The sequence below is a fragment of the Rhizobium altiplani genome (assembly GCF_001542405.1).
Lineage (GTDB): Bacteria > Pseudomonadota > Alphaproteobacteria > Rhizobiales > Rhizobiaceae > Rhizobium > Rhizobium altiplani.
The window spans coordinates 38,849-63,505 of the sequence record NZ_LNCD01000103.1; the positions used below are offsets into that span (position 1 = coordinate 38,849).

At 58.7% G+C, this 24,657-nt stretch carries 21 protein-coding genes; 14 read left to right on the top strand and 7 right to left on the bottom strand.

All coding sequences use genetic code 11. The annotated features are described in order from the left end of the window. The first annotated feature begins 59 nt into the window (after positions 1–59). The gene (locus AS026_RS24340) at positions 60–368 is read left to right on the top strand and encodes a ribbon-helix-helix domain-containing protein (protein WP_062372193.1); all 309 of its coding nucleotides are present in this window, start codon (positions 60–62) and stop codon (positions 366–368) included. A gap of 42 nt (positions 369–410) precedes the next feature. Here AS026_RS24340 and AS026_RS24345 read toward each other — a convergent pair whose 3' ends face one another. Genes AS026_RS24345 through AS026_RS24360 form a run of 4 tightly spaced genes read right to left on the bottom strand, consistent with a single transcriptional unit; the run spans position 411 to position 2,635 of the window. Further along, positions 411–599 (bottom strand): hypothetical protein, encoded by a 189-nt coding sequence (locus AS026_RS24345; protein WP_062372196.1) that lies wholly within the window; start codon positions 597–599, stop codon positions 411–413. 24 nt (positions 600–623) lie between these two features. Further along, positions 624–1,742 (bottom strand): WD40 repeat domain-containing protein, encoded by a 1,119-nt coding sequence (locus AS026_RS24350; RefSeq protein WP_062372199.1) that lies wholly within the window; start codon positions 1,740–1,742, stop codon positions 624–626. A gap of 3 nt (positions 1,743–1,745) precedes the next feature. Further along, entirely contained in the window at positions 1,746–2,063 is a 318-nt protein-coding gene (locus AS026_RS24355; RefSeq protein ID WP_062372202.1) for a hypothetical protein, read from the bottom strand. After that, complete coding sequence (locus AS026_RS24360) at positions 2,060–2,635, bottom strand: hypothetical protein (RefSeq protein WP_205634485.1); 576 nt, start codon at positions 2,633–2,635, stop codon at positions 2,060–2,062. The genes AS026_RS24355 and AS026_RS24360 overlap by 4 nt, the downstream gene beginning before the upstream one ends. Positions 2,636–2,975: 340 nt before the next feature. Here AS026_RS24360 and AS026_RS24365 point away from each other — a divergent pair, with 340 nt between their 5' ends. The 8 genes from AS026_RS24365 to katG all read left to right on the top strand — a co-directional run bounded on the left by AS026_RS24365 (position 2,976) and on the right by katG (position 13,240). Beyond that, positions 2,976–4,643, top strand: a complete 1,668-nt coding sequence (locus AS026_RS24365; protein WP_062372205.1) for an aromatic/alkene/methane monooxygenase hydroxylase/oxygenase subunit alpha — start codon at positions 2,976–2,978, stop codon at positions 4,641–4,643. Positions 4,644–4,737: 94 nt separating this feature from the next. Further along, complete coding sequence (locus tag AS026_RS24370; protein WP_062372208.1) at positions 4,738–5,820, top strand: NADH:ubiquinone reductase (Na(+)-transporting) subunit F; 1,083 nt, start codon at positions 4,738–4,740, stop codon at positions 5,818–5,820. Positions 5,821–5,872: 52 nt separating this feature from the next. Then, positions 5,873–6,931, top strand: coding sequence for an aromatic/alkene monooxygenase hydroxylase subunit beta (locus AS026_RS24375; RefSeq protein ID WP_062372211.1), 1,059 nt, complete (start codon positions 5,873–5,875; stop codon positions 6,929–6,931). Between the two features lie 17 nt (positions 6,932–6,948). Beyond that, complete coding sequence (locus tag AS026_RS24380) at positions 6,949–7,317, top strand: MmoB/DmpM family protein (protein ID WP_062372216.1); 369 nt, start codon at positions 6,949–6,951, stop codon at positions 7,315–7,317. Between the two features lie 77 nt (positions 7,318–7,394). After that, complete coding sequence (locus AS026_RS24385; RefSeq protein WP_062372219.1) at positions 7,395–8,417, top strand: amidohydrolase family protein; 1,023 nt, start codon at positions 7,395–7,397, stop codon at positions 8,415–8,417. 4 nt (positions 8,418–8,421) lie between these two features. After that, on the top strand, positions 8,422–9,231 hold the full coding sequence (locus AS026_RS24390; protein WP_062372224.1) for an iron-sulfur cluster assembly protein: 810 nt from the start codon (positions 8,422–8,424) through the stop codon (positions 9,229–9,231). A gap of 58 nt (positions 9,232–9,289) precedes the next feature. After that, complete coding sequence (groEL, locus tag AS026_RS24395; protein ID WP_062372226.1) at positions 9,290–10,924, top strand: molecular chaperone GroEL; 1,635 nt, start codon at positions 9,290–9,292, stop codon at positions 10,922–10,924. 132 nt (positions 10,925–11,056) lie between these two features. After that, the gene (gene katG / locus AS026_RS24400; protein ID WP_062372229.1) at positions 11,057–13,240 is read left to right on the top strand and encodes a catalase/peroxidase HPI; all 2,184 of its coding nucleotides are present in this window, start codon (positions 11,057–11,059) and stop codon (positions 13,238–13,240) included. A gap of 91 nt (positions 13,241–13,331) precedes the next feature. On the opposite strand, the gene AS026_RS24405 is transcribed toward katG, so the two are convergent. Then, a complete protein-coding gene (locus tag AS026_RS24405; protein WP_082728594.1) occupies positions 13,332–15,377 on the bottom strand; it encodes a sigma-54-dependent Fis family transcriptional regulator in 2,046 nt (681 codons plus the stop codon). Positions 15,378–15,440: 63 nt separating this feature from the next. After that, complete coding sequence (locus tag AS026_RS24410; RefSeq protein WP_062372232.1) at positions 15,441–15,923, bottom strand: hypothetical protein; 483 nt, start codon at positions 15,921–15,923, stop codon at positions 15,441–15,443. A 603-nt stretch (positions 15,924–16,526) separates the two neighbouring features. Between AS026_RS24410 and AS026_RS24415 the strand changes: the two genes are divergently transcribed. Continuing rightward, positions 16,527–19,439: an ATP-binding protein gene (locus AS026_RS24415; RefSeq protein ID WP_062372238.1), complete on the top strand. Its 2,913-nt coding sequence runs from the start codon at positions 16,527–16,529 to the stop codon at positions 19,437–19,439. On the opposite strand, the gene AS026_RS24420 is transcribed toward AS026_RS24415, so the two are convergent. Then, a complete protein-coding gene (locus AS026_RS24420) occupies positions 19,396–20,637 on the bottom strand; it encodes an MFS transporter (RefSeq protein WP_245307618.1) in 1,242 nt (413 codons plus the stop codon). The two genes, AS026_RS24415 and AS026_RS24420, sit on opposite strands and share 44 nt — an antisense overlap. Positions 20,638–20,809: 172 nt before the next feature. On the opposite strand from AS026_RS24420, the gene AS026_RS24425 reads away from it, so the two are divergent. From AS026_RS24425 to AS026_RS24440, 4 genes are all read left to right on the top strand, one after another. Next, the gene (locus AS026_RS24425) at positions 20,810–21,661 is read left to right on the top strand and encodes a VOC family protein (RefSeq protein WP_062372246.1); all 852 of its coding nucleotides are present in this window, start codon (positions 20,810–20,812) and stop codon (positions 21,659–21,661) included. 85 nt (positions 21,662–21,746) lie between these two features. Continuing rightward, positions 21,747–22,175: a putative quinol monooxygenase gene (locus tag AS026_RS24430; RefSeq protein WP_062372250.1), complete on the top strand. Its 429-nt coding sequence runs from the start codon at positions 21,747–21,749 to the stop codon at positions 22,173–22,175. Positions 22,176–22,287: 112 nt separating this feature from the next. After that, on the top strand, positions 22,288–23,007 hold the full coding sequence (locus tag AS026_RS24435; protein ID WP_062372253.1) for an SDR family NAD(P)-dependent oxidoreductase: 720 nt from the start codon (positions 22,288–22,290) through the stop codon (positions 23,005–23,007). A gap of 256 nt (positions 23,008–23,263) precedes the next feature. Beyond that, positions 23,264–24,496 carry an MFS transporter gene (locus tag AS026_RS24440; RefSeq protein ID WP_062372257.1) on the top strand — a complete coding sequence of 411 codons (1,233 nt, stop codon included), beginning with the start codon at positions 23,264–23,266 and terminating at the stop codon, positions 24,494–24,496. Positions 24,497–24,657 lie beyond the last annotated feature (161 nt).

The window sequence follows — 24,657 nt, forward strand, 5'->3', positions numbered from 1 at the left end:
TGGCCATTCGCTGGCCGGAGAACGGGATCGAAGCACGAAGGCAAGGTGAGGACAATGAAATGATGTGCAGGATTCTCACACGTCGCGAACATGATCGCTTCCTCAAAGTCACCCGCTCAATTCGGATTGCGGGACATTCCACGAGCATCCGGCTCGAAGCTGCCTTCTGGGAGACGCTCGATGACATGGCCACAGTCGAGGGTGTCCCGAGAGCAAGGTTGATCGAGCAACTGCATTACGAGGCGGTTGAGCGCCATGGCGTGGCGACCAGTCTTGCGTCGATGCTTCGGACAGTCTGTCTTCTCTATCAGCAGGAGAAGATCAGAGCTGCCCCGTCAACGGCCGAGGCAGGTCTGATTCGGAACTGAGGCACCCCAACTTTCGCTAACCTCTGTCCCGTTTGACGGGCGTTATTGCATTGAGAGGGAAGCCTCGCCAGCGGCTCCAGCCTTTCCTTCGGCGATCCAGCGCGCGCCAAGAACCAGTGCTCCCATGGCAAAGTCCTTGCCGTAGGCTTTGACCATCTCCTGCGAAAGGAGCGATATCCTTTCGAAGAATTCGTCCTTTGCCTTTTGCTCCTCGGAAAGTGTATCCTGCATTGGTGTCCTCCCTTTTCTGTTTGATCACTTGAACATCTGAGCTGGGAAGCTGACGATGGCGACGTTGCCAAGCGCATCTCCCAGACCAAGGTGCTGTCCATCATTCGTCCACTGCAGTGACGTCACGGGGCCACCGACTGAACGGACGACGAGCTCATCAGGGGCGCCCAGTGAGCAGATTACGACCTGACCATTGCCGTAGCCAGCGGCGACAAGACGACCTGTCGGCTGAACCGCCACCGCTTCGACTAACGCCATTCCCGTTCGACCTGTTGTAAGAGCACCCCGGGAGTGGTCTTGGAACGGCGGGCTCCCCATCGACCATGCCGCGACACGAAATGCTCCGGAGGCAACGAAAGCCTGTTCCAGCGCGCACCAACGCACGTCGGCAACCCGGCCCGGGAAGTCACCAAGAAATACGTGCTGCCCGGCCTCAACGTCCACCAAGAGTAACCCTGCGCCGTCTACGCCCAGCGCGAGCCATCTTCCTTCAGCGTCCCACGTCAACGACAATGGCTCCCCTCCCAGCGGAACCTGCAGGGTCGGCTCCAATCCGTTCCGGCAGCGATACAACGCGAGGTAATCACCGGAAGCAGCGGCAACCATGGTACCGTCGCTCGAAAATCCAACGCACGTTGGATTTCCTCCAGCCGGGTGTTCCGCCTCGAACTTCTCGGCGAGGTTCCCCTCAGGATGAATGGTCAACCTACCGTCGGATGTGAAGGCCAGTGCGCCCGTGGCACGACACAGGTCGAAGGTGGCAAGCCTTGCACCAGACGACAGCACAGTCCCAACGGTCTCGCCCGATCGGCTAACATGGGCGACCCCGCCTTCTCCTGCGACAAGGAAGCCGCCGCCAGTGAAGGCGTAAACGGAATTTGCTCCGTTTATTCGCGTTCTGATCAATGGGGCTGGCTTACCCTGCCGGGGCATGATGGCCGCTCTGCCATCGTCCGTCGAAATACGCGCTTCGGGCGGCTCATTGTCAGCCATCCTCGCAAACACGACAGTTCCGTCGTCGCAAACGCCCGCCAGCAGACTGTTGTCATCGTTGAAACAGACGCGTCGGACCGCAGATTGTAGCTTCCAGTTTCGAGCAAGTAGATCGAACAGGGTCAATGGGGGGGTGGACTGCTGGTTCATTTATCATCCTCCCTTGGTTTTCGCGATCAGAAGGTCGATGTCCTTCACTGCCGCTTCAGCCGCTTCAATGGCTGCGTTGGTTTCGGTCTGCTCGGACCTGATTGCCGATGCCTGCTCCTCGGATTCTCTCAAAGCCGAAACGAGCTTCTCGTCGGCGGGGTCATCTGCCAAGGCAAGCTCAAGCCGCATGATCTCCATCTCAACCCCCGACGCCTGTTGGATCAGCTTGTGTGCCGTTGCCGTGAGGGACGAAATACGCCCGACCATTTCTAGTCTGCGCCGTAGCGGTTCCTGATTGGACTGGTCTTTAAAGGCCCTCATTGTGCTGTGCCTCCTGGCGCTCTCCAGGTTTCGAGAGCAGCGGGAAAGTCGGGTAGCTGCTTTCTGAACTGCTGCTTGGCCATGTCGATATGACTGCGGAGCTGGTCCCATACGTCGACGCGGATCATGGGATCATTCGTCAGGCGCTCAACTTCCTCGACACGCAATTGCTTTGAAAGCGAGACGCCGGAAAACACGAAATCGCGAAGTAGAATGGCATGCCTTTCCGCGAATGCGTGGATCATGGGATGCGTCTCGGGGGTGATCTCGGCGAGTGAAAGTTCTTCCAAGATGAACCGCTGGAAATGACCCTGCATCAGGTTCTGGCTCTCACCTAGAAAGCGCATCACAAACACCAGATCGCGCGACATCAGCGCCACCAGATTGTCAGCGACATCATTCGCCGCCGTCGGTAGTGATCCGTGATTTTCGCTCTCGTCGGCCATTGATGCCTCGACTGTCACAACGCGACGACCATAGATCAACACCGCAAAGAAGTCGATCATTTTATTTATATAAAATAATGCGTTACCTGATTTTCCTACGAAGTTAAATAAAGTTACATTTGTCAATTACACCTGTAATATTCCTTTACACTCCGTTGAGCGACCAACCCTGGGAACCCCCTAAAAGGCGGTCTTTTTGAGTTTGGCACGGGCCTTGCAACTCCATTTCCCATAACCGCTCAAAGCGATCACAAAAGAACGAAGGAAGTGGGGAACAGCATCGTGTTCCGGTCGAGGAGGCCGGATGTTCCCATAAGACCTTTGCCTCAACCGACTGAACTGCCGACTCCTGGAGCGCGGACGCGCATCCCTTTGTCGTGCCGTTCCAACTCTCGCTCTCGGCGCAGCTCGCGCCGTTTCCTGCCGGGCCTAAGAGCTCGGCGCAACAAAGTGGAGGCAGAGGACGATGTCGTCTTTGACGCTTAATAAGATTACCTCGCAACGAGGCATTTCTGTCGGCGAGGCAACGAAAAGGATTTCCGACCTCGGTTGGAACCCGACCTACGTTCAGGAAGCGATGACCTTCCCGACCGACTACAAGATCACCAAGGCTCCCCGTGATCCGATGAAGCAGGTCCTCCGGTCCTACTTCCCGATGCAAGAAGAAAAAGACAACCGCGTATACGGGGCGCTCGACGCAGCACTTCGCGGCGACATGTTCCGCAACGTTGAGCCACGCTGGGTCGAGTGGATGAAGCTCTTCCTCGCGATCATTCCCTTCCCGGAAATTTCCGCCGCACGTTCGATGGCCATGGTCGCTCGTATCGCGCCCGGAGAAGATCTCCGTACTGGGTTCACGATGCAGATGGTCGACGAGTTCCGCCATTCGACCATTCAGATGAACCTGAAGAAATGGTACATGGAAAACTACATCGATCCTGCGGGCTTCGACATCACCGAGGAAGCCTTCGGCAAGTGCTACGCCACGACGATCGGCCGCCAGTTCGGCGAAGGCTTCATCACTGGTGACGTGATGACTTCAGCCTGCCTCTATCTGACGGTAGTGGCCGAAACGGCTTTCACGAACACCCTCTTCGTAGCAATGCCCTCGGAAGCCGCGCGCAACGGCGACTATGCCCTGCCAACCGTCTTCCTGTCCGTCCAGTCCGACGAAAGTCGACATATTGGCAACGGCCATTCGCTTCTGATGGCAGCACTCAAGGAGCCGGAGAACCACCTCCTGCTTGAGCGGGACCTGCGCTATGCGTTCTGGCAGAACCACGCGATCGTCGACGCGGCGATCGGAACATTCATCGAGTACGGCACCACCAACCGCGACAAGAACAAGGAATCTTACGCGGAGATGTGGCACCGCTGGATCTTCGAGGACTACTACCGCACGTACATGCTGCCGCTCGAAAAATACGGCATCAAGGTCCATCACGACGACGTGCACGAAGCCTGGAACCGCATCACCAAGAAGCACTACGTCCACAAGGTCGCCCAGTTCTTCGCCGTCGGCTGGCCAGTAAACTTCTGGCGCATCGAGGCTCAACGAGAAGCTGACTTCGACTGGTTCGAGAATAAGTACCCGGGCTGGTACGCACAGTTCGGCGAGTTCTGGAAGTGGTACGACAAACTCAGCCGACCAGGCGAGACGATCATCACCTTCAACGAGGATGTCGGCTATGTCTACCCGCATCGCTGCTGGAGCTGCCTCGTCCCCTGCTTGATCCGCGAGGACATTGTGGTGGACGAGATCGACGGCAAGCTTCACACCTTCGCCCACGAGCTCGACCGTTGGACCGCAGTTGAGGCATTCGCTGACGAATACCAGGGGCGCCCGACGCCTGCCATGGGCCGCTTCAGCGGGAAGCGCGAGTGGGAGACGCTCTACCACGGTTGGGATCTGGCCGACGCCGTCAAGGACCTGAACTTCGTTCGCTCCGACGGCAAGACGCTCGTCCCGCAGCCGCATCTGCGCTTTGACGCAAAGGACATGTGGACACTCGACGACATCCGCGGCCACACGCTGCAGTCGCCACTGACACTGTTGCGCGAAATGTCCTCCGCAGATCGCGAAGCACACCTTTCGGACTACCGCGCGGGCTTCACCATCAACCCCTGCCATTAGGCTTTAGCCGCGGGAGGCCGAGCATCCGGCCTCCTCATTTCGGGAAGACGCCGCTGCCTTCGGGGAGTCGGCAGAAGTTTGGAGGACTATCGAAATGGCTGACGCTCAGAAAGTGCATGCCATGGCGCATAAGGTGAGGCTGGAGCCTGTCGGCGTCGAATTCGAGGTGGAGGACGGCGAAACAGTTCTCAATGCCGCGTTCCGCCAGGGAATCGCCCTGCCTCACGGGTGCAAGGAAGGACAATGTTCTGCCTGCAAATGTGTGTTGCTCGACGGCGAAGTCGACATGCTCAAGTATTCAACCTTCGCCCTCAATGACATGGAGAAGGATACAGGCCACATATTGCTGTGTCGCTCCATCGCCTATTCCGACATGGAAGTGGAGCTTCTCAACTACGACGAGGAAGTATTGTCGAAATCGATCGCCGTGAAGTCCTACAGCGGGCGGATCACGGGCTTCGAGAAGCTCACCCACGATATCAGAGGCATTGAGATCGAACTCGGATCCCCGATGAAGTTCTGGGCGGGGCAATATGTCGACATCACGGTCACCACGGAAAAAGGGGAGACGATTACACGCTCGTTCTCCATGGCAAATTCGCCGAGCGAAACCCAAAAACTCTCTTTCATCATCAAAAAGTATCCTGAGGGAAAATTCTCCGGCGAACTCGACTCTGGAGGAATCCGGGTCGGTGCCGAAGTCACCGTTGTCGGACCTTACGGCACCTGCTTCCGACGAGAAGGCCGAGGAGGCCCCCTAGTCCTGGTGGGCGCGGGTTCAGGTATGTCTCCGGTTTGGTCGATCCTCAACGACCACTTGCTGAGCGTCGAGTCGCGCCCTGTCTACTTCTTCTATGGGGCTAGAACCGCCGATGATCTCTTCCATCTCGATCGCATCGCCGAACTCGTTGCCCGCCACCCGGAGGTGACATTCATCCCGGTGCTGTCGCATGCGGGTGAAGACAGCGACTGGTCTGGAGAGCGCGGGTTCGTCCACGAGGCGGTCGACTCCAAGCTGAAGGAGCTAGGCATCGACGGCCAGGGTGACGTCTATGCGTGCGGCCCTCCACCGATGATCGATGCGCTGCAGCCGGTTCTGTTCATGAACGGCTTCGAGAGCGAACGCATCTTCTTCGACAAATTCACGACTTCGTCCGGAGGAGCTCCGGGACACTAGAGCTGGACGAAGACCGGACAGCACCATCCATCGAAACAAGGGAGTGAGAACTATGCCTGCAATTTCGAGTTCAGTCGGATCAGGAGCAGCAGGAGCGGCAATATTCGCGGATTCCGACAGCCGCAGATACCGCTACTTCGAACCCAAGGGTCAACGCGCGACCCATTATGAGGATGTCACCGTCGACGTCCAACCGGATCCGGAGCGATACCTGATCCAGAACTGGATCATTTCCTTCGCGAACGGCCAAGGCGCCTACGTCAAGGACAACACCGTCATCAAGAGCTCCAACTGGCACGCGTTCCGCGCACCTGACCAGGAATGGGAGAGGACGCACTACCAGCGCCAGTCGAAGATCGAGACGATGGTGCAGAGCGTAATCACGAACGCTCGGCGGGCTGGCGCGCCAGCGACTTTCGACAAGGCCTGGGTCAAGATCCTGCAGGCTCATCTTGGCGCCTGGAAGCATGTGGAGTTCGGCCTGGGCACGTCCCTGATGCAGGCCCAGCGATACGGCTACACCCAGATGATCAACAATGCGACGCTGACCAACTCGTCGTACAAACTCCGCCTGGCCCAGGACATAACGCTCTACCTTGCCGAAATTGGCATGGACATTCAGGGCTGGGACGACGAGCTCGGCAAGAAGACCTGGCTTGAAGACCCGATCTGGCAGCCGACCCGCCGGGCCGTAGAGACCATCATGGGCACGGAGGACTATCTCGAGCAGTATTTCGCGATCAACCTCGTGTTCGAGCCTCTGGTCGGCGAACTCTTCCGGTCCGGTTTCCTGATGCAGGCCGCGGCAGCCAACCACGACTTCATCACGCCGCCAGTCGTTTCGGCCGCCGAGGCCGACTACGAGCGAAATCTCGCGAACACCATCGACCTTGTCTACCTGCTCGCCAACGACAACATCCACGGCGACGCCAACAGGAAGGTCTTCCAGTCCTGGATTTCGAAGCACGGAGCGCTCGCTGACAAGGCGGCGGCGGGGCTGCAGCCAATCTGGTCGATGCCCCACTCCAAACCGATATCGTTCGCCGACGTCCAGGCCAAGTCGCAGGAACGCATCGGTACCATTCTCAGCGAACTCGATCTCAAGCGCTAGGCCAAGGAGGCTCACATATGTCAAGCGTTGCACGCGATACGTCGCACGACAACATCTTCAAGTCGATGAAGGACATCACCTTCGAGCAGACGATCTCCCACCAGTGTGGTGTCACCATGAATGACTCAGTCGAGGCGCGAGCTATCGCCGAGTTCATGAGCAAGAAGCCAGGGGTGATCGTTACCTATCAGCCCGCGATGATCCGGATCGATGGCAACGGGAAGCTGATCTTCAAAATGGACGAGATCAGCGAATACCTCGGGCGCGAGATGACGGCCGAGATCTTCGAGGTGAATACCTCCACCCACTACGGCCGCATGGTTCGCATCGATGACAACGAGGTGATCCTGTTCGGCAACATGGATGAGGTCTTCGACTACATCTGAGGCCGGACCGATTTCGGGGTGGCGCGCCAATCTAGGCGCGCCACCTGGAGCAGAAAGATTTTTTGGAGGAGAGCAAAATGTTCGTCACACCCGAAGGCAAAGAGATTTTCGTCGTCGATGGCCACACCCACTTTTGGGACGGCAGCCCGGAAAATCAGCGAAACATCCATGGCAAGCAGTTTATCGAATGTTTCTATGGATATCACACGGCGCTCAGCCCCAAGGAACTGCTTTGGGAGAAGAGCAAGTTCGAGAAGTACAGCGCCGACGATTTCTATAATGACCTTTTCATCGACGGGCCGGACGATGTCGCAATCATCCAGTCCACGTACCTGAAGGACTTCTACAAGAACGGCTTCAACACGATCGAGCGCAACATCGAAGTCGCCAAGCGCTATCCCGAACGCTTCATCGTGAACGGATCCTTCGACCCTCGCGACGGCGAGAAGGCGCTCGAATATATCCACTTCATGAAGGAAACCTACAACATTCAAGGCGTGAAGATGTACACGGCCGAGTGGAACGGTGCCTCCAAGGGCTGGAGACTCAACGATCCCGACGCGTATCGCTGTTTCGAGCTCTGCGAGAAGCTTGGTATCAAGAACATCCACGTTCACAAGGGTCCGACCATTATCCCGTTGAACAAGGACTCCTTCGACGTACACGACGTCGACTACGCGGCAACCGACTTCCAGGGGCTGAACTGGATCGTCGAACACTGCGGTCTGCCACGCCTCGACGACTTCTGCTGGATCGCAGTGCAGGAAACGAACGTCTACGGTGGCCTTGCCGTCGCCCTGCCCTTCATCCACTCCCGCCCGCGGTACTTTGCCGAGGTCATTTCGGAGCTGCTGTTCTGGGTCGGCCCGGAGAAGATCCTCTTTGGTTCCGACTACGCCATCTGGACGCCACGCTGGCTCGTTGAGAAGTTCTGGGCATTCGAACTACCGGAAGACATCAAGCAGGAGCGTGGCGTCGACCTCACACCGGAGATCAAGGAAAAGATCCTCGGTCTGAACGCAGCTCGTCTCTACGACATCGACATCGCCGCCAAGAAGAAGGCACTGGCAGCGACTCCGTTCAGCGTTGCCGCGGAGTAGTACGATGACAGCCTCCCAATTGAGAGAAAGTCGCCAGGGGGAACTCTGGCGACACCTGGCACAGGTTAACGACCCGGAGCTGGACGAACCCGTCACCGAAATGGGATTCATCGAACGGGCCGAGATCGCATACAACGGTGATGTCGAAGTCGATTTCAGACTGCCGACATACTGGTGCTCTCCGAACTTCGCTTTCCTGATGCTGGAGGACATACGGGTGGCGCTCGAAGCACTGTCCTGGTCGCCGCACTTCAGGATAGCCCTGCACGACCATATGTTCGCCGACGAGGTGAACCAGGGTGTCGCCTCCGGCAAGAGCTTTGCGGAGATATTCGGCTCCCTTGCGGAGAATACTGATCTCGAGCCGCTGCGCGAGAAGTTCCGCCGGAAGGCTTTCCAGCGTCGACAGGAAGCTGTGATCCTGTTTCTTCGTGGAACCGACGCGACCGACAGCGCTATCGTCAACGCAACCTTGGCAAACCTGGACGCGCGGGCATTGAATGCAGGAGACTTGGCAGGGCCAATCCTGCGTTACCGCGAAGCATTGCTGGCGCGCTGGCCTGCTCTTTCATCCCATGATCTCGCAATCACGAACTGGGACGGAGCAGTAATCGAGGAGCAGGATCTCCCCTCTCACCTGGCCAATCTGCGCAGTGTCCGCATCAATATGGAATTCAACGGAGCTATCTGTCGCGGGTTGAAGACGACCCGCTACAAGGAAATGGAAGTTATCGACGGTGAACCGACGCTGGTCGACTTCATCGTCGGGCGTGTGCCCGCTCGATGCGGGCAGCCGCATACGACCAGCAACTAAAGTCAAGAAGACTGAAGTCACCGAAGTGAGGAACCGCCGCGGCGGTAGAGGAGGATCTATGTCTAAGATGATGCTACACAACTCAGCGGCGCGGCGCGCACTGGCCCGCGGTGTCAATCGGCTCGCCGCCGCAGTGGAGCCCACACTCGGCCCACGCGGCATGAACGCTATGATCGACCGACCGATCGGCACACCAATGGTCACGCGCGACGGTGTCAGCATTGCGTCGGAGATTGAACTCTCCGATCGGTTCGAAAACATGGGCGCGCAGGTGGTTCGCGAAGTCTCCATGCAAACGAACGAGATCGCTGGGGACGGCACTACGACAGCGATCGTGCTGGCCAACGCGCTCGTCCAGGAGGGCATCGCAGCAAACGAGCGCGGTGCCAAGTCCGTCGATCTCTGCAAGGGCATTGATCTTGCCGTCGAGAGGATCGTGGTGACCCTAAAGGACAAGGCCAAGCCCGCCAAGGCAAACGGCGTCCTTTCGGCGGTGGCAAACATCGCCGCTACCGATCCGAAGCTCGGCGCACTCGTGGCCGAGGCGTACGAGCGTGTTGGAACCGAGGGCGTCATCACGACGGATTTCAGCGTCACGACTGAAACAACACTGGATGTTGTCGAAGGGATGTCGTTCGATCGCGGATATCTCTCCCATCACATGGTTACGGATCAGGAGAAAATGGAGGCTGTCCTTGAGCGCCCTCTCATTTTGATGACGGATCTCAAGATCAAGGATCCTTCATCGCTCGATGCCGCGCGTCGCATCGCCAACGAGGCTGGGCGACCCCTTCTGATCCTTGGCGAAGATATGTCTCCAGAGGCTGTCGTCGCATTGCTGGGCCAGGAGAAGCCAGGGAAGTATCTGGTAGTTCACGCGCCCGAATACGGGCATTGGCGTAAAGCTCTTCTCGAGGATCTGGCAATCCTGACGGGCGGTCGCGTGATTGCACGTGATCTTGGCGGCAAGCTTGAGAACGTGACCATCGGCGATCTTGGTTCTGCAGAACGCGTCAGGACCAGTTCGACCCACACGACCGTCGTTCGAGGCGGAGGCGATCCAGCCGCAATCGAAGCCCGCAAAGCGCAGGTCCAGCGCCAGTATGATGTGGCGCCACCGAACATTGAGCAAGACAAGCTGCGCGAACGACTTGCCAAACTCTCCGGCGGCACCGCAGTCATCTACGCAGGCGGTGTCACTCCCGTGGAGCAAAAGCGTACGATACAGCTTATCGAGGATTCGCTGCACGCCGTCCGAGCTGCTGTGGAGGAAGGTGTGGTCGCCGGCGGCGGATCGGCGCTGGCGCAAGCAGCCCCCGCTCTGGACGACCTGTTGGAAAAAACAAAGGGTGATGTCTCGGAAGGCGTGCGTCTCGTCAAATCCGTCCTCACCCGGCCCCTCTCCCGTATCGCGATCAACGCGGGGGCTGATCCGGCAGCGGTTGTCGAAGAGGTGACACGCGTGAACAGCGGTCACGGCTACAATGCATCCACAGGCGATTACCAGAACATGATCGAGGCGGGCATCATCGATCCGGTACGCGTCACCTACACGGCACTTCGGAACGCGGCGTCTGTCGCCAAGCTCATTCTCACGACCGAGACTCTTATCGGCGACCTTGAGGAGGACGAGATCGATCCCACCGCTGGTCCTGCGTTAGGTGGCGGGGCCGAAAGACTGGGACGGGCATAGAGCAACTCAAGTTTTGATGGCGTTCGGGCGACCGCTGGCACTCCAGCAGGAAGGTCAGCCCGTGCGCCATTTTTTTCACCTCACCGCTACAAAAGCTGAACAGTAGCCATCTCAAACGACAAGGGAAGAGAAATGGACCAGAAACCCGAGACTGCAGGTAAATGTCCGATCGCGCACGGCAACCGGCCCCGAGCTCGATCCAACCGCGATTGGTGGCCCAACCAGCTGGACGTTCACGTTCTCCACCATCATTCAGGTCTCTCGGACCCCATGGGGGGCGAGTTCAACTATTCCGAGGAATTCAAGAAGCTCGATCTCGCCGCGCTGAAAAAAGACCTGACTGCGCTGATGACGGATTCGCAGGACTGGTGGCCCGCAGATTTCGGCCACTATGGCGGCCTGTTCATTCGCATGGCGTGGCACAGCGCAGGCACCTATCGTGTTACCGATGGCCGCGGCGGTGCGGGCATGGGGCAGCAGCGGTTCGCCCCGCTCAACAGTTGGCCAGACAACGTCAATCTCGACAAGGCTCGGCGTCTGCTCTGGCCGATCAAGCAGAAATACGGCAACCAGATCTCCTGGGCCGATCTCCTGATCCTGACAGGCAACGTTGCACTCGAATCCATGGGGTTCAAAACCTTTGGCTTCGCAGGCGGCAGAGCTGACGTATGGGAGCCGGAGGAACTGTACTGGGGTCCTGAGGGCACCTGGCTTGGCGACGAGCGTTATAGTGGGGAACGCGAGCTTGATGAACCGCTCGGCGCGGTCCAGATGGGCCTCATTTACGTCAATCCAGAAGGTCCAAACGGCAATCCGGATCCACTCGCCTCGGCGCGAGACATTCGCGAGACATTCGCTCGGATGGCGATGAATGACGAGGAAACGGTGGCACTGATCGCTGGTGGCCACACGTTCGGCAAGACCCATGGAGCGGGTGATCCGTCGTTCGTGGGCGTTGATCCCGAAGGGGATGAGCTTGAGGCACAGGGCTTGGGCTGGTCGAGCAAGTTCAAGACCGGGATGGGCAAGGACGCCATCGGAAGCGGTCTCGAGGTCACGTGGACCCAGACACCGACCAAGTGGAGCAACTACTTCTTCGAAAACCTATTCGGGTTCGAATGGGAGCTGAGCACAAGCCCGGGTGGCGCGAAACAGTGGGTGGCAAAGACCACCGACGCCTCCATACCGGACGCGTTCGACTCGTCTAAGAAGCAACTACCAAGCATGCTCACTAGCGACTTGGCACTGCGGTTTGACCCGATTTATGAAAAGATTTCTCGACGCTTCCTCGAAAATCCGAACGAATTCGCCGACGCATTTGCTCGCGCCTGGTTCAAGCTGACCCATCGCGACATGGGACCAAAGGCGCGCTATCTCGGACCGGAAGTGCCCGCCGAGGACTTGATCTGGCAGGATGTTGTCCCGGTCGTCGACCACGAACTTGTCAACGACGCGGACATCATGGCTCTGAAGGACAAGATCGCCGCGACTTCTCTGTCTGTCGAAGAACTGGTTGGCACCGCTTGGGCATCTGCGTCGACGTTCCGCGGTTCGGACAAGCGGGGCGGCGCCAATGGAGCGCGCATCCGTCTCGCACCACAGAAATACTGGCAGGTCAATCAACCCGAGCAACTCTCCAAGGTCCTCGGCGCACTTGAGGCAATCAAGGATGAGTTCAATGGCACTCGATTGGCAAAGAGAATTTCGCTTGCCGACCTCATTGTCCTCGCAGGTGGCGTCGGAGTTGAGAAGGCTGCGAAGGCTGGCGGTCAAAGCGTCGTCGTCCCGTTCACACCGGGCCGCACGGATGCCTCGCAGGAACAGACAGACGCACATTCCTTCGCGCCGCTGGAGCCGCGGGCTGATGCGTTCCGAAACTACGTCAACAACAACAAGCGTCAATTCATGCAGCCCGAAGAAGCGCTCGTGGACCGAGCTCAACTTCTGACGCTTACCGCACCCGAGATGACGGTACTGATCGGCGGTCTTCGCGTGCTGAAGGTCGGCAATCCCGAGCATGGGGTGCTCACGGAGAGGGCAGGAGCACTGACGAACGACTTCTTCGTCAACCTGCTAAGCATGGCCATCGTATGGGCTCCAGTGCCGGGCAAGAAAGGCATCTACCAAGCCACAGACCGCAAAACTGGCGCGTTCAAGTGGACTGGTACCCGCGTAGACCTGATCTTTGGCTCACACTCGCAACTTCGTGCCATAGCGGAAGTTTACGGCCAGTCCGATGGCAAGGCGAAGTTTGTGAAGGATTTCGTCGCCGCCTGGACGAAGGTTATGAACGCTGACCGCTTCGATCTCGTTTGATCGTTTCGTCAATGTGTCTGGGCGCGAGGAATCTCGCGTCCAGATAGTCCAGAATGGCCTGGGGACGCGAGCAGTCTGAATGTCTCATACGTCAGGCATAGCTGCGCTTGATTCCGAACTGCTCTAACTTTCGGTAAAGCGTTGGCCGCGAAATCCCGAGCCGGGTGGCCACTTTGCTAAGGTTCCCCTGCTCCGCCGCCAGTGCCTTGAGAATCGCCTGGCGCTCGGCCTCGGCGAAGCTCAGGACCGAGCCTTCTCCTGCCGCGGAACCGATCAAACCTGGCACCTCCGCGATTTCGGCTGGGAGATGGCCGAGGCCAATCACTCGATCCCTTGCTACAAGGTGCAGGTGTTCGACGAGGTTGCGCAACTCGCGGACATTGCCCGGCCAACGATAGGCCTGCAGCGCATCCAGAGCCTCATTGGTAAACTCAAGAGGACAGATGTCTCTTCGCTCCGCCAGCTTCCGATTGAAATGTTCGAGAAGCAGGAGGGAATCATCGCCACGTTCGCGTAACGGCGGCACGTGGATTGTCACCGCACTCACTCTGTAGAACAGGTCCCGACGGAAGCGTCCGGCCGAGACTTCTTCCTTTAGGTCGCGATTGGTCGAGGCCACGAGCCGGACGGAGACGGGCCGCGCGCGGCTCTCGCCGAGACGGTGGATGACGCGCTCCTCAAGCACGCGAAGTAGGAACGGTTGTATGTCCAGCGGCATCTCGCCGATCTCGTCGAGGCTTAGAACGCCGCCGTTCGCGAGCTCGAACACACCCGCCTTCCCGTCGCGCGAAGCTCCTGTGAACGCTCCGGGTACATGACCGAATAGCTCGCTACCGAAAAGCTCCTTCGTCACGGCTCCGCAGTTCAGGGCTATGAACGGAGTGCCTGTCTGCTTCCCGCTGCCAGCGTGGATCAGGCGGGCGAACAGCTCCTTTCCGACACCGGTCTCGCCTTCGATTAGCAGCGACGTGACATCATCCGTTTCCGCAGCACGACAGGCAATGTCTATCGCGGCCCGGATTGCCTTGCTTTGGCCAACAATAATAGAGCTTTCATCGCGTGCTCGTTCAGATGGACGACGACTGATCGATACGGTCCGCCCCCTCGAATTCTTCTGAAATACCAATGCGGCACCGCGGATATCGCCATCGAGCTCCAGGGGGCAGACATTGCAGTCCCGCATTGTTTCCGGAAGACTTGTCGCGAGAGTATCAAGGAAGCCGGAGCCCGTAAGCTCCGGCGACCAACAGCTCATGCTGCTCGGTCGCAACCCATTTCCGAGGCGGCGCCCCTCCGGGAGGGTCACATTGTTATGGAAGATCGCCCTGCCCTGACGATCGACGATCAGCAAGCCGTCACTGGCACGGTAGTTGTTTGCAGAAGCAAGGAACGCCTCCAACAACATCATTCGCTCTGCTGTCTGGGAATCTGCAATTGCTCGCTCAATTTCCCGAGCTGCGGCCGTGACCAGCGCGATATTGTGGGGCCGAAAGATATCGGGATGTCCGGACAGGTCTACCACCCCTATCACCTTGCCGTCGAAGGGATCCCGTATTGGAGACCCTGCGCAAGTCCACCTTTTGATCCCGGCACAGAAATGCTCGGCGGCGTGAACAAAAACAGGTTCGCCAGTCCAGAGGGCAGTCCCGATCCCGTTTGTCCCAACCACATCCTCGGTCCACTTGCCGCCGATACCGAGATGTATGTCCTTTCCGTCGAAAACAGTTCTTTTGTCACCGATGACATCTATCAGGACGCCGTCCTTGTCAGCCAACACGAGCATTGCCCCCGTGCCATCGAGCATCCGACCAATCGTTGCAAAAGGACGGGCGGCGGCTTCGAGCAATTCCCAACTGCCACGCGATCTCGCCTCAACGACCTCGCGATCTGTTTCGATTGGCGCATGGTCTTGTTGCGCGTTGATTCCGCCATCGGCGCAGCGATGCCAGGAGTCGTTGATCGTCGAACGTATTGGGAGCGTTGAAACCGAGGAGTGTCGGCTTCCCTCAAGCACGCACTCCCAGGCTCGGGTCACGGTTGTCTCATCGTAGTCCGAGCGCAATGCGACTGCGCTTGATCCCGCATCCGGTGAGCGGGGAATAGAAAAGTCAGTTACGCCATTCGTGTTTTGAGTCATCTAGGTCTCGCGTCCCAGTAACGATACGATGCGTCGGATAAAACGTAGGCGGGCGCGAGCGTGTCACGCTTCAGGAGCGATATTGAGGCGACGGCCGATGTCGGCGGCGAGATCGGCAGCGCTGTAGGCGGCGCCGAGAGTAACTCCGTCCATATCGGCAAGCACTCCTACGATATCGTCGTCAAGCGGAGCCACGTAGCTGTTGTCGGCGGTGGCCAGCTTGAACGCAGTCGCGTTCCCGGTCGCCCGAATGTCCCCGAAGTGCAGGAGTTGCCGTCCTGAATGCACGTCGACGGCGATTATCCGGTCGTTGGGCGTTACTCTGATGCGGGCTTCTGGTTCGGGCGCCGCAGCCGGGCTTCCACCGATGTGGATTGTGAGACCCTCGGCTTGAGGGGTCGCTCGCGGCTTCTTGGAATTCGAGTAGCGTCCGTTGCTGAGATGGTCAGCGAGCTTGGTGATCAGGCCTCTGTTTTGTTCGATGACCTGCCTGATTTGAACGTCCTCGGGGCGTGGACCGTCCCGTTTCGAGAATATATCTACCATGACTCCTCCCAAAATCATGACTGCATTTCGCACTTAACAAAAATCAATAGCATGTTTTCAGAAATGCACCATCATGTCCTTTAGCACCTTCTGAAGTCCACATGGTGGTATGGGAGTGCGGCAGTGTACGCCTCGATGACGAGGTTGGCGAAGCCCAGAGGCGACCTCATTGGTTTCCTGTCCGCATGGACCGCAAGGCAAGCAAGATTGTGCGCCAGCCGGAGACAATGACGGCTCAAATAGCGGTGCCGCCTGCCCTGTAAAGATCGCCGATCTCCAAGACGATTTGCAGCAGGCCAACGCGGTAGGATCAGATCCCGTGAAAACAAACGAGGCCTAGAGCTTGTCGCAATGGTACAGGCGGATCCGAATTTGACAGGTTTGATATGAAGGAGTGTCTATTTCTCCTGTCCATCATAACGAATCCCCCCGGCAACACAGTTGTTCATTTGGCCCCTGCTATCATAGCCGACATCGTGGTCTGGATGTCCGGCTACATCTGCAATAGCATGCGATAGCCGTTATTGTCCGGGCGCAGGGGCGGTTTCGCGAAACGATCGTTCACGTATTGAAAAGCTTTGCATTTTCACCGGAGCTTCAGCGGTGCTTTCTTATTCCTTTGGTCCATATGTGCTTGTACCGGAGCGGCAGTCGCTGATGCGGGATCAGACGGCCGTCCGTATCGGTAGCCGCGCTCTGGAAATTTTGGCGGCCCTGATTGAGCGACCCGGCGAGCTGGTGGGTAAGGCTGAGCTTGTGTCGCGGGCCTGGCCGGATACTTTCGTCGAGGAAAGCAATCTCAAGGTGAACGTTGCGGCACTTCGTCGGGTGCTTGGGGATGCCCCCGACGGCACGCAGTATATAGCGACGGTGAGCGGCAGGGGTTATCAGTTCGTGTTTCCCGTGCATGCTTTCGGACAAAGTGACGCCTCCGTCACGGCGAAGCCTCAGGGTGGTACCCGGACACATAACCTGCCGATTTCAGCAACACGTCTGGTGGGAAGAGATCCTGCCATAGATGCGATCGGGCGTGCCCTTGAGGTCTCACGCCTCGTGACGATCGTGGGTCCGGGTGGCGTCGGCAAGACGAGGTTGGCGCTCGCGATCGCTGACCGACTGACCGCGGCTTATGAGCACGGCGTCTGGTTCGTTGATCTGGCGACTGTGAACGATGCAACGCTCGTACCGACCGCGATCGCCACGGCAATCGGATTGAGAGTTCACTCGGCAAATATCAAAGCTGCGATCGCCGCCTTTGCGGTCGACCGGGATTTCATGCTTGTCCTCGACAATTGTGAACATGTTGTCGAAGCGGTGGCTGCTTGCGCAGACGCGTTTCTGGCTGCTGCAGCAAGGGTGCGAATTCTCGCGACAAGCCGAGAACCAATACGGGTTCTTGGAGAACAGATCCACCGCCTGCCGCCGCTCGAAACCCCACCGGAGACGTCGGGACTTTCTGCGGCCGGGGCGTTGGCGTTCCCAGCCGTCGAGCTCTTTGTCGAGCGCGCGGCTGGAAGTCGCAACGAGTTCAAGCTTAGCGACGACAACGCACCAATCGTTGCCGAGATCTGCCGCAGGCTCGATGGGCTTGCACTCGCGATCGAACTTGCAGCGCCTCGACTGGAGGCATTCAGTACACGCGAACTCCTCGATATTCTTTCCGATCAATCTCATATGTTGAGCGATAGGCGTGGCCGTGATGCTCGCCACCATACCTTGGCTGCGACGCTGGACTGGAGCTACAGTCTTCTCGTCGAGCCTGAGCGCGTCCTGTTGCGACGCCTCTCCGTCTTTGCCGGCGCCTTCAGTCTCGAATCCGCTTGCGCTGTTGCGGTCGACGAAGGTCGCCCCCGCTCTGAATGCATTCACGCTGTCGCGAACCTCGTTGCGAAGTCGCTGGTCTCGACGGAGAGGGGAGAGTTCGGGACGCAGTACAGATTGCTCGATACGACACGCAGATATGCGTTGCAGAAACTTGCCGAAAGCGGCGAAAGCGACAGCATGCGTCAACGCCACGCCGAACACCTCCTCGAACTCGCCAAACGCGCCGAGGCCGAATGGAAAATTCGGCCGACCGCCGACTGGCTCGCCGAGTACGGGCGGAAGATGGATGATATCCGCAGTGCTTTGGGTTGGGCGTTCTCCGGGAACCGCAGCGGTGCCATCGGCGTAGCGCTCACGGTAGCGGCTCTTCCCTTCTGGGAGCATCTATCGCTCATGGAGGAGTGTCGCGCGGGGGCGGAACACTCTCTTGGCAGTCGCTTTGCCAATTGCCGCAATGCGGGGGACGAAATGAAGCTGCAATTTGCCTATGGAACCGCGCTACTTCATACGCGGGGCCCCCTCCCCGAGGTCAAGGCAGCCTGGACGGCAGCACTCGGTTGCGCCGACTCGCTCGGCGACACCGACTACAAGCTCAGATGTCTCTGGGGGTTGTGCGACTATTTCACATGGACGGGCGACCATCGCGCCGCCTTGGCGATGGCGGAAAAAATCCGAGAGCTGGCAACCGATCGCGGCGACCTCGACGCACGCAATAATGTCGACAGGCAGACGGGAACTGCCCTGCGTTACCTCGGCGAGCTTGCCGATGCACAGCATCACCTTGAACGCATGATAGGCAGATACATTCCTCCCGTGACTCGCTCGGACACTGCGCGGTTTCAATTGGACCCGCGATCTGCGGCGCGGGGCACCCTTGCAAACGTTACCTGGCTACAGGGGTATCCCGACAAGGCGGTTGCGATGGCACAGCGTCAATTGGAAGAAGCGCGCGCCGCGCAACATGCCCTCGCGCTCTGCAATGCCGTGGTCCATACTGCCTGCCCGATCGCACTGCTGACGGGAGACGTTGTTGCCGCTGAGCGCCTGCTTGTCGCCATCGAAGCTCATGTCGCCGAACACGCCATGACGGTTTGGAGTGCCATGGGCCGCTGCTTGCGCGCGGAGTGGCTTCTGCAGAGCGGCGACGCATCTGGACTGGCAGTCTTGAGAGGCGCGCTTGATGAGCTTCTCGCTGTGGACTTCCGCATGCGGTGCCCATTCTACATCGGCGTCTATGCTGCAGATCTGGGAAAATATGGAGACGTCGAAGCGGGGCGCGTGGCAATCGACGAGGCCCTCGCACTTTCGGCTTCGACCGGCGAAATTTGGTGCATGCCTGAACTGTTGCGCATAAAGGCGGATTTGTTGGGCAAGAAGGGCGACCACCGGGCCGACAAACCCGCCGAGGCACTTTACATGCAAGCAATCGATCTGGCACGTCGGCAGGGCGCACTGTCATGGGAGTTGCGCGCGGCGACGGCTCTGGCCGAGCACTGGCTTCAGACTGATCAAGACGTCAAGGCTGCGGAAGTTTTGGCGCCCGTCTACGGGCGCTTCAACGACGGGTTCGCAACCCGTGATCTTATTAGAGCTCGCGAGCTCCTCAATGTTTTGGACGTCGGCAAGGGGCGCGCGGCCGCCGTCTCCGTCACTCGGCGCGGAAAGCGTACTCAGTCTGCTCCCGAGCAGTAAGCGATCGCGTACGACCATCCAGGATCAGAAGCACGGGAGCGATCGCCGCAATGACGGCAAAGATCGTGAAGGCCTCGAGGTAGTGGGTGCCTTCGGCCGCCATGATATGCAACGAGGCCGGTCCGAGGCCGGCGCCAAACGTCAAAGCCATGTAGTTGATGCCGAAGAGCTTACCGAAGCTGCGCATTCCGAAGCGCTTGGCCAGAAGGTAACCGATCGCGTCACCTTCCGCTCCGGTGGCAAGGCCGAAAAAGACGGCGCTGACATAGACTGGGATGAGACCCTCCGAGCTCAGTAAAATGAGGTGACCGACAGCGGGTGACAAAAAGGCCAGGCTGGTCAATGGCACCGGCGGCAATCTGTCGAGTAACGCCCCGTAGCCGAGGCGCATGGCGATGAAAGCGAGGCCCACAAGGCTCATGACAAAAGCTGCATTCGCCGGATCGGCGCCGCGATCCGCCAAAACGACAGGGAGTGAAATCGATCCGGCCGCAGCAGCGAAGTAATTGAAAAAGAAGGCGGCCAGCATCAGCCAGAAGCTGGCGGTTTCCACCGCCTGGCGAACAGTGTGGCCCTCGCCCCCTGAACCCACGACCTCCCGACGTGCAGGTGGGTCGCGAACAACGAAAAGCGCGACGGGTAGCGTAGCCGCCATGGACACCAGACCAGCAGCCACAAAGGCAAAGCGCCAGCCCCACACGGAAATCAGGAATGCGAGGAAGGGAGGAACCGTGGCGATCCCAAGTCCAACGAAGGCAAGCATGGCACCCAATGCGAGACCGCGTCGTGAGGAGAACCATCCGACGATCATATAGGTATAGGGCACGCCGGTCTGCGCGGCGCCCATGAGGCTCGCCACAACGACGGCCACGATGAATGTCTCCAGGCTATTTGGCGCGATTCCCACACCAACCAGGCCGATCGCCATCGACACGGATGAAACAATAAGCACCCGACGTGGACCGAACCGATCCGTTAGTGCCCCCACGACGGGCGACATGAGACCGTTTACGATGGCTATCGGGGCGACCACGGCGGCCACCACTGTCCGATCCCACTGAGTATCCGCGGTGATCGGTACAATGAAAACGCTAAAGCCATAGATCAGCACGATCCCGATGCTGAAATACATACCCACGCCTGCACCCAACACGATTGCAATCCGTCTGGTTCGCCCCGTCGTCCTGTCCATACCCATATGAGCCTTTGGTTGGTGCCGCTCTCGGAGACCGCAGTCCGCCCACAGGCGTCGATATCGTACTGACGGGATTGCTGCTCGGTTCACCGAATTTCCCCGATCTTAACCAGCCTCGCAAGCGCATCCACGTTAGAATTTTCGCAATCACCCCAACGAACCACGGGAGCTAACGATGTCGCGCACGCAAAAGACTTCCATCCAACCGGACGACCCGGATCGCCGAGCTGTTCTTTGCGCTGCGGGAGGCGTTGCGCTCGGCGGAATTGCCGCCGCCCTCGGCGGTAGCGCCACTGCCTTCGCCGAGGAAACACCGGCAGCAACCCGCGCCACGGGTTCGCTAGGCGCCCGGCTCCAGGGTGTGCAGCATTTCGGCCTCACCGTACAAAACATGGAACGCGCTTATGAGTTCTACACGGCAGTGCTCGGCGGAACCGAAGTCTTTCGCCACGGTGATTTCCAAGGCGACGCGGTCCAGAACACGCTTTTGGCCGACCAGGAAATTCTCGCCAATCAACTCGGCGTAAATCCACGGACAATCGGCGTTCCCGATCTCAGAGGAGGCACCCAACGCCTCGACGTGCGGTTCATTCAGTTCGATAATGTCGTAATCGAATTGTTGCAGTATCGCGATGCCGACCAGCCGATGGGCGGCCCAAAGGCTTTCGCCGAACCGCTGGAGCACATGAGCCCGGCCTTCCCGCGAATGATGCACATCTGCTTCCATGTCGGAGACGATGTCGACTTCAACCAGTTCATCGCCGATCTCGAGGCGGAGTCCGCACGACGCGGAATGACGCAGGTACGAGCAAATCGCATCATTCGCGTTTCGACTGAAGAGGAGCGAAAGGCGGCTCCTTTGAGTGCTAACACCAACAAGGTGACCGTCGCGCCATCAGACGGATGGGAACTGATCTATTGCAAAGGCCCGGAGGGGGAACAGCTGGAGTTCGTGAAGGCGCTCGGGCCGGTGAAAAAGCGGTTTGCCGACGCGCTGGCAGCGCATCTCCAACTCGCCGCGAAGTAGACCCAAAAGGCATCGACATCACGTCTCAAACCGGTCCCGGCTTTGGCAGCGGCCACTGCGATGGGGCGAGAAAGGGAGATATGACATGATCAGAGCATTGCGGCTGCAAACCTCGGCTATTCTGCTTGGTGGCCTGCTCGCGGGAACAGTTCTCCAAAAGGAAGCGCTCGCACAGGAAGGTCCGGGACAGGGCTATGCCAAAATTGCCAGCGGAGCTTACTCGGTCGTTGCCGAGGTCCGTGCCAAACCGGGCAAGGAGACCGAACTGAGAGCCATCACGCTTCCACTCATCGACCTCGTGCGTAGCGATCCTGCAAACCTCGTCTACTTCCTGCAGGAGAGCCGAGAGACCCCCGGACACTTCATCTTCTACGAGATATTTGCCAACGAAACCGACTTCGAGGCCCATAACGCAATGCCTTATGTGAAGGAGTGGTTTGCCAAGCTACCAGAACTCGCTGACGGGGGCGTTAAGGTGATGCGAATGCAAATTCTGGCACCGGCCAGCGACTAGCAGGCCTGACAAGACCATACGTCGGCGAATGAAGGCAATCGCGAATTGCGGGGAGAACACACCCACCCCGCGACGCCTTCGCCTGCGAGACCGTCAGACCGGGAGTTGCGATATGAGACTCAAAGGCAAGGTTGCATTGGTCACGGGAGCGGCTGGTGGTATTGGCTTCGCCGTGGCGGAACTCTTCGATAACGAGGGCGCCATCGTCGTCGCGGGCGACATCAAGCCGCCTGAGCAATCATACCCCGAAGGGGTTGAAGCGGTGACACTTGATGTCACCAGCGAAGAGCAATGGGCAACCGTCGTTAGCGCGATCCTCCGGAAGCATGGCCGCCTGGACGTGCTCGTAAATAACGCCGGCATTATCGCTTACGAACCCCTCGACAAGCTGGAGATGAAGGACTGGCTGAAGATGATCGCCGTCGACCAGACCGGCGTCTTCCTCGGCATGCGGGAAGCAGTTCGTGTCATGCGCAAGCAGCAGGCGGGTTCGATCGTCAACATCTCCTCGATATGGGGCAGTGCGGCAGTTTCAGGTGCGCATTCCTACCATGCCGCCAAAGGTGCTGTCCGCAACATGTCCAAAAACGCAGCGATAACGTTCGTATCCGACGGCATCAGGGTCAACTCCGTGCATCCGGGCTTCATACATACGCCGTTGACGGACCAACAGGCGCCAGCACTCAACGATGCCGTCATCGCCATGACTCCGATGAAACGCGGCGGCAAGCCGATCGAGATCGCATATGGCTGTCTGTACCTGGCTTCCGAAGAGGCAAGCTACGTGACCGGCATCGAATTGAATATCGACGGGGGCTATCTGGCCCAGTAGCGCGAGGGGAAATGCGGCCCAGAAAAAGGCCCTGTCTTGCAAGCCGCTCCAGGCGCGGCCGGCAATCGCGGCACGGCGTAGGATCGCTCACGGGATGGCTGCAGCACATTTTTCGGAGCTAAGCGTCATTTAACAGTCGTGATGCCTTCTCAGCAGTAAGGTTCTCGGTGGCGGCACCCTTGACCGGCTGCTGAAACTCCAAATGAAACAAACCGCGTCGTGACGAGGCGGTCACCTTAAATCAACGGAGGCCAAAATGCTCAGTAAAGCCTTTGAAGCCCAATGCGCCGCTGTAAACGTTCACTGTACTGACCAGCGACAACGGCAGAAAGCCGGCCTCACTCTCTTCGCTCTTGCGCTCGGAAGCTTCTGTATTGGCACATCCGAATTCGCGAGTATGGGAATTCTGCAGCTGTTCTCGGCGAGTTTGCAGATCGATCTGCCGGCCGCCACGAACGCGATAACAGCATACGCATTCGGTGTCGTGATCGGTGCGCCCCTCGTCACGCTGGCCGCGGCTCATCTTAACCGCAGAACTTTGCTTCTGTTGCTTATGACTGTCTTCGTGTGCGGAAACATCCTCTCCGCCTTGGCGACAGGCCTCGGTACGCTTGCGGTGGCTCGCTTTATCAGTGGCGTGCCTCAAGGCGCCTACTTCGGGGCGGGGGCTGTCGTGGCATCATATATTGTCGGCCCGGGACATGGTGGGAAGGCGTTCGCCCTCGTGATGAGCGGCCTGACGATTGCCACGATCGTCGGATCACCCCTCGCCACCTTCCTCGGCCAAAACCTGGGGTGGAGGAATACCTACTTTGCCGTTGCAACTCTCGGCGTGCTGTCCGCCGCCGCGTTGTGGCTATGGCTTCCTCGGACGAATGCCTTGAATGGCGGTTCAATCGTCCGCGAACTAAGTTCGCTCGGCAAACCGGCGGTCTGGTGGATGATGCTGGTGGCAGCGCTTGGCGTATCGAGCATCTTTGCCGTCTATACTTTCATCGGCCCTTTCGTGACCGATGTCGTTTCGATGAGCCCGGGATGGATCCCGATCGCTCTCGCCCTGTTCGGCATCGGCATGACGGCAGGAAACCTTCTTGGCGGCAGAATTGCTGACCTACACCCGGCACGCGGCATTGTGGTGGGTTTCGGCAGCGCCGTGATCGTACTCGCGATCGTTGCCAGTTTCGGCTCCAGCGCCCCCACGCTTTTCGTCGGGCTTTTCTGCGTTGGGGCAACCATGATGACAGCAATACCCACGATCCAGGTCCGCCTTACGCGACTTGCGCCGGAAGCCCCAACTTTGATGGGTGCCATGAACCTGGCCGCTCTCAACGTCGCAAATGCCATCGGCGCCTTTGCGGGTGGGCTGGCCATCGGAAGCGGCTTGGGTTTGCTCTCTGCGGTATGGGCAGGGTTTTGCCTCACCCTTCTGGGACTTGGCGCATTCGCACTTGTCCTGCGCGGCAGTCCGCGCATGGCTCCCGCGCAATGAGCAGTGACATTCAAGCAAGCACAAGGCTCGTCAGCAGCACCCACGACGAGCATGAGTGCCATCGTCTACCCCTTGGTGTTGGATTTTAGTTGCCCTGGTGAGTAGATCTCCGTGAACCGCGTTCCTGTCGCCTGGACCGACCCCCATTGTTATCGAAATCT

What these genes read in the sequence shown, in the direction of transcription:
- AS026_RS24390 (WP_062372224.1), top strand. Translation starts at nt 8,422, where the DNA reads ATGACAGCCTCCCAATTGAGAGAAAGTCGCCAGGGGGAACTCTGGCGA.
- AS026_RS24405 (WP_082728594.1), bottom strand. Translation starts at nt 15,377, where the DNA reads ATGACTCAAAACACGAATGGCGTAACTGACTTTTCTATTCCCCGCTCA.
- AS026_RS24365 (WP_062372205.1), top strand. Translation starts at nt 2,976, where the DNA reads ATGTCGTCTTTGACGCTTAATAAGATTACCTCGCAACGAGGCATTTCT.
- AS026_RS24385 (WP_062372219.1), top strand. Translation starts at nt 7,395, where the DNA reads ATGTTCGTCACACCCGAAGGCAAAGAGATTTTCGTCGTCGATGGCCAC.
- AS026_RS24355 (WP_062372202.1), bottom strand. Translation starts at nt 2,063, where the DNA reads ATGAGGGCCTTTAAAGACCAGTCCAATCAGGAACCGCTACGGCGCAGA.
- AS026_RS24420 (WP_245307618.1), bottom strand. Translation starts at nt 20,637, where the DNA reads ATGGGTATGGACAGGACGACGGGGCGAACCAGACGGATTGCAATCGTG.
- AS026_RS24425 (WP_062372246.1), top strand. Translation starts at nt 20,810, where the DNA reads ATGTCGCGCACGCAAAAGACTTCCATCCAACCGGACGACCCGGATCGC.
- AS026_RS24435 (WP_062372253.1), top strand. Translation starts at nt 22,288, where the DNA reads ATGAGACTCAAAGGCAAGGTTGCATTGGTCACGGGAGCGGCTGGTGGT.
- AS026_RS24370 (WP_062372208.1), top strand. Translation starts at nt 4,738, where the DNA reads ATGGCTGACGCTCAGAAAGTGCATGCCATGGCGCATAAGGTGAGGCTG.
- groEL (WP_062372226.1), top strand. Translation starts at nt 9,290, where the DNA reads ATGTCTAAGATGATGCTACACAACTCAGCGGCGCGGCGCGCACTGGCC.
- AS026_RS24430 (WP_062372250.1), top strand. Translation starts at nt 21,747, where the DNA reads ATGATCAGAGCATTGCGGCTGCAAACCTCGGCTATTCTGCTTGGTGGC.
- AS026_RS24380 (WP_062372216.1), top strand. Translation starts at nt 6,949, where the DNA reads ATGTCAAGCGTTGCACGCGATACGTCGCACGACAACATCTTCAAGTCG.
- AS026_RS24375 (WP_062372211.1), top strand. Translation starts at nt 5,873, where the DNA reads ATGCCTGCAATTTCGAGTTCAGTCGGATCAGGAGCAGCAGGAGCGGCA.
- AS026_RS24340 (WP_062372193.1), top strand. Translation starts at nt 60, where the DNA reads ATGATGTGCAGGATTCTCACACGTCGCGAACATGATCGCTTCCTCAAA.
- AS026_RS24440 (WP_062372257.1), top strand. Translation starts at nt 23,264, where the DNA reads ATGCTCAGTAAAGCCTTTGAAGCCCAATGCGCCGCTGTAAACGTTCAC.
- katG (WP_062372229.1), top strand. Translation starts at nt 11,057, where the DNA reads ATGGACCAGAAACCCGAGACTGCAGGTAAATGTCCGATCGCGCACGGC.
- AS026_RS24410 (WP_062372232.1), bottom strand. Translation starts at nt 15,923, where the DNA reads ATGGTAGATATATTCTCGAAACGGGACGGTCCACGCCCCGAGGACGTT.
- AS026_RS24345 (WP_062372196.1), bottom strand. Translation starts at nt 599, where the DNA reads ATGCAGGATACACTTTCCGAGGAGCAAAAGGCAAAGGACGAATTCTTC.
- AS026_RS24350 (WP_062372199.1), bottom strand. Translation starts at nt 1,742, where the DNA reads ATGAACCAGCAGTCCACCCCCCCATTGACCCTGTTCGATCTACTTGCT.